Source organism: Bradyrhizobium retamae, assembly GCF_001440415.1.
GTDB lineage: Bacteria > Pseudomonadota > Alphaproteobacteria > Rhizobiales > Xanthobacteraceae > Bradyrhizobium > Bradyrhizobium retamae.
The window spans coordinates 1-4164 of record NZ_LLYA01000047.1 but is presented as its reverse complement, the minus strand read 5'-3'; the positions used below and the strand labels follow the sequence as shown (position 1 = coordinate 4164).

Sequence of the window (4164 nt, the reverse complement as noted above, 5' to 3'; positions counted from 1 at the left end):
CCCATTTCCCCACCAGTCCAAACCATTCTGTCAGATTAAGTCGAGACTTTTACACAGGAGACAATCGTCACCGGCTTTCCCCGCCGCTTTCCCTTGGCAGAGGCTTTCTTCAGGACTTCGACTTCGCGGTAGACGCACAGCACCTCCGCCATCTTCTGTTCGAACTCGGCGTCGCGATTTTCAAGATAGTAGCGCACTTTGTGCGGCTTGATTTCCTCCCGGCCGAGGATCTTGCACACCGTTCCCTGGACCAAATTGGCCAAGCACGCATGCCCCGCCGCCGGCCCGTGTTCGCGCGCATGGCGCGCCAAGAGCCGCGTCGTCCACAACTCATGTGGATAGCCGTGGTCCTTGGCCTTGTCGCAGGCCAGCGACACCAACCAGGCTTTGGCCTCAGGCGTGATCGTCGGCTCCTTGCCCGGTCGCGGACGATCATCAAGGGCCGCCAGCGGGCCATCGGCCAGCGCCCGCTCGACACAGCGCTGCACCGTCTGATGATGGACCCCAAGTCTCTGGCCCACCGCGCAGAACGAAGGATTTTCCCGATACGCCAGCAGCATCTGCGCCCGCGACACCCGGCTCGCCAGTTCGATCCTCGACCGCGAAAGTGTCGTCAAGGTCGCTATCTCTTCATCACTCATGGCCAATTCGACCGCTCGCCGCCATCCTGCCATGATACAGCTCCTCGTTTCGCCGACCGCAAACGAGGAATCCCCCAACAACCCGTCCGTTCCACCAACTCGGTCTGCTCAATAAGCGCAGGTTTCATGGAATCGAACGTCTAGCGACAACTAAACCCACGGACCAATCGCGCCGGCGTACCGCCCTGGTCTGTCGTGATGGCGTCGGCAACCATTTCAGCTGTCACAGCCGATAACGTCCAACCGAGATGCCCATGGCCAGTGTTGTAGAAGATGTTCGGCTTCTTGCCTCGGCCAACCTTGGGCATCATGCTAGGTGTCATGGGACGCAAGCCAGCCCACGGCACGACCTGCGCGGTGCAGACACCAGGAAACAATTGCTCGACCCAACGCACCAGAGGTTTGATTCGATCCGCACGGATGTCGCGGTTCTCGCCGTTCAACTCAGCGGTCCCAGCGACGCGGAAGCGATCTTGTCCCAACCGACTTGTAACGATCTTGGCCGCCTCGTCCAGAAGGCTGACACGTGGCGCAGCCTTCTGGCTTACTTCGTCCGCCAGATTCACAGTGATGGAGTATCCCTTGACGGGATAGATGTTCACGCGATCCCCAAGCATTGAAGCAATCCGCCGGCTGCCGATTCCAGCACAGATTACTGCTTTTTTAGCCCTTAGTTCATTCCTCAACGGCCCTTCTTGCCAGCGCACGAGCACACCTTCCAAATCAGCTCGTATGTCGCCGACCTGTGCCCCGAAAACAAAGCGCACTCCTTTTCGCTCGCAGGCCGCGGCGAGACCGCGCGTGAACTTGTGAATGTCGCCAGTTGCATCAGACGGGGTGAAGAATCCGCCATAGTGCTCGCCTTGCAACGCGGGTTCTATCACGCGCATTTCAGCGGGGGTCACGGGGTGCCGGTCCAGTCCGCCCGCTCGTAGCAGCTCGTTCACACGATAAGCCTCATCGAATTCGGCCTTGTTGGAGTAGATGTGCAAAATCCCTCGCCGCTCCAGGTCAAAAGCGATCCCCTCCCGATCGGCGATCTCAAACAGATGTTGCCGCGCGGCGATCGCAAGTCGGGTCGTCTCGATCGTGTGGCGACGGTAGTGCCGAATTTGGCCGATGAACTCCGCCAACCAAGTGTATTTGTGAAAACTCGGACTTGGGTTCAGCAGCAATGGAGCGTCCTTGCGCAACATCCATCTAAGGCCTTTGAAGATGTTGCTTGGGTTGTTCCAAACTTCGGAATTACTTGCCGACAATTGACCGCCATTTGCAAACGAGGTGTCCATCGCGGGATAACGCTCGCGGTCAAAGACCGTAACCGTATAGCCACGCGCGGCCATCGCATAGGCGGTTGTGACTCCGGTAATACCAGATCCGATAATGATGATCGTGCTCATCATGTGCTCCAAGACAGCGTTGAACGATGATAAGGCTTTCGCCATAGCTCCGCCCCCAATCTGTCCGTGCACCTGAGAGCTTCTCCGCTATCGTTACGGACGGCGGTCCCCTTCGGTGGGTGCCAACTGGCACCTCTCTCCAGATCGTCCTCGGCGTGCGGTCCTTGGCCTGAGAGTTTCCTTGGGGAGTTGCTCCGTCGGCGGCGCTAAGCCTATCGGCTCACCGCACTCTCCCGCACACCATCGTCGGACCGAGAACATTTCTCAAGCGTGCTGCTGTATGTCAAGCCGGTGATTGTGCGCCCCGCACGATGCTTTCCGATGGCTTCCAGATCCCGAACGCCCTCATTGATCGAGAAGATTCTGATCGCTCGCAGCGTCTAGCAGCCAGCGTGGCCGCAACCGGCGCGCGCTCGACAATAGTCCCATCTGCGTTGGCGACTAGAGTCGAGCTTGACGCCATATTCGTAGGTGCCAATTTGCCTCTATCGCGCGCCAATCTGCAAACGCGCCTTCTCGGGTGGCCTTGAAAACTCCGCAGATTAGATGAGCGACGGAGCGGTTGTTCCACGCTTTACGCGAATGAGCGACGAAAAAGCTCCGACGCGTTGCATTTACACGCTGAGCCACCTGTATCAGCGTCAATCCTCGCTCGGAACCTCAATTGGAATGGCAAAGCCCACTTTTACGCGATCCAATATCACCATCGTCTTGAAGCCCTTGATGTCCGAGTTCTGATAGAAGAACCGCCGAGTGAACTGCTCATAGTCATCCATGCTGCGCGCAGAAATATATACGACAAAATCAGCGTCGCCGGTGACGTAATATCCATTGACGACTTCAGCTGACGATTTGATGGCTTTCTTGAACCTGTCGATTATATCTGACCGCTCCCGCTCCAAAGTCACTAATACGAGCATTTGAATAGGTCGTCCGACCGCCTTCGGTGAAACGATTGAGAGATCACTCTCGATGATGCCTTCCGAACGCAGTCTCTTCAATCGCCGCTGGCACGCGGTCGCAGAAAGTCCCACCATTTCACCGATTACCTCGGATGTTAGACGGTTATTCTTCTGTACGATCTCGAGGATGCGGGCGTCTATTCGATCGTATTGCATACGGCCCCCCTTTACGGTGCTTTACGTCGCAAGATGCAGTTGCGACTCAAACGGGAAACTACGGCGCAGTACATTTGTGCAATAGTATGCTGATGCTTGCGGAGTTTGCGATCTTGGTTGAAGCCTCCCCTCACTCACGTTCTGGATTGCGAGCGACAAAGACGCGTTGTCTACTTTGGAAGAGGTCGCTTGTTGCAATCGGAGGTCTGGGTCGCTGGGTAATCCCTTCCTGCTTGGCGAGAGTTGTTGCGAACAAGGCGCAGCACCACCCTTAGCTCTTTGGCCAAATTGATAACCCTATCATTGAAGCGTCGCCATCTAGATTAGCGTTTTCTTGGTTCGAATCATATCAGGCGGCGTCGACGAGTTTGTGGGACCACGTGTGGATGACCGGATGGCGATTGACGTCGTCGATACCGGCCATGATGCGCTCCTTGAGTTCGTGTTTTGAGGCCACCCGGATGTGGCGGAGGACTGAACGGGCGAACTTGGAGAAGAATCCCTCGATGAGATTGAGCCATGAGCCGTGCTTGGGCGTGAAGGTGAGCTCGAAGCGCCCGCTTGGTCGAGTGGCGAGCCAGGCTCTGGTTTCTCGCGAGATGTGCGCGGAATGATTGTCGAGGATCAACTTGATCGCAGTGTTCGGCGGATAGGCGTCATCGATAAGCCTGAGGAGTTCGACGAACTCTCGACTGCGATGGCGATCTTTGACAAGGGCGTGGACCTTGCCGGTGAGCAGATCAATCCCAGCCAACAGGCTGAGCGTGCCATGGCGTTTGTATTCATGATCGCGCGCAAAGCTGGCGTGGACGCCAGGCTTGGGCGGCAAATCTGGCGCCGTCGTTGCGATGGCCTGGATTCCCGGCTTCTCGTCGCAGGAGACAATCGTCACCGGCTTTCCCCGCCGCTTTCCCTTGGCAGAGGCTTTCTTCAGGACTTCGACTTCGCGGTAGACGCACAGCACCTCCGCCATCTTCTGTTCGAACTCGGCGTCGCGATTTTCAA

The 4164-nt window shown here is 57.0% G+C and carries 4 protein-coding genes and 2 riboswitches; all 4 genes read right to left on the bottom strand.

Going from position 1 to position 4164, the window contains the following annotated elements; all coding sequences use genetic code 11:
* Window positions 1–35: 35 nt before the first annotated feature.
* Window positions 36–560: a helix-turn-helix domain-containing protein gene (locus tag CQ13_RS08245; protein ID WP_245309082.1), complete on the bottom strand. Its 525-nt coding sequence runs from the start codon at window positions 558–560 to the stop codon at window positions 36–38.
* Window positions 561–781: 221 nt separating this feature from the next.
* Window positions 782–2041: a D-amino acid dehydrogenase gene (locus CQ13_RS08240; RefSeq protein ID WP_057842507.1), complete on the bottom strand. Its 1260-nt coding sequence runs from the start codon at window positions 2039–2041 to the stop codon at window positions 782–784.
* 56 nt (window positions 2042–2097) lie between these two features.
* Window positions 2098–2188: riboswitch (glycine riboswitch) on the bottom strand.
* A gap of 1 nt (window position 2189) precedes the next feature.
* Window positions 2190–2287, bottom strand: a riboswitch (glycine riboswitch).
* Between the two features lie 395 nt (window positions 2288–2682).
* Window positions 2683–3159 carry an Lrp/AsnC family transcriptional regulator gene (locus CQ13_RS08235; RefSeq protein WP_057842505.1) on the bottom strand — a complete coding sequence of 159 codons (477 nt, stop codon included), beginning with the start codon at window positions 3157–3159 and terminating at the stop codon, window positions 2683–2685.
* Between the two features lie 349 nt (window positions 3160–3508).
* A partial coding sequence (locus tag CQ13_RS08230) for an IS630 family transposase (protein WP_156433578.1) occupies window positions 3509–4164 on the bottom strand: 656 nt, incomplete at its 5' end.

Bases quoted from the DNA above. Each gene is read 5' to 3' on its own strand.
- CQ13_RS08235 (WP_057842505.1), bottom strand. From the start codon at position 3,159: ATGCAATACGATCGAATAGACGCCCGCATCCTCGAGATCGTACAGAAG.
- CQ13_RS08240 (WP_057842507.1), bottom strand. From the start codon at position 2,041: ATGAGCACGATCATCATTATCGGATCTGGTATTACCGGAGTCACAACC.
- CQ13_RS08245 (WP_245309082.1), bottom strand. From the start codon at position 560: ATGCTGCTGGCGTATCGGGAAAATCCTTCGTTCTGCGCGGTGGGCCAG.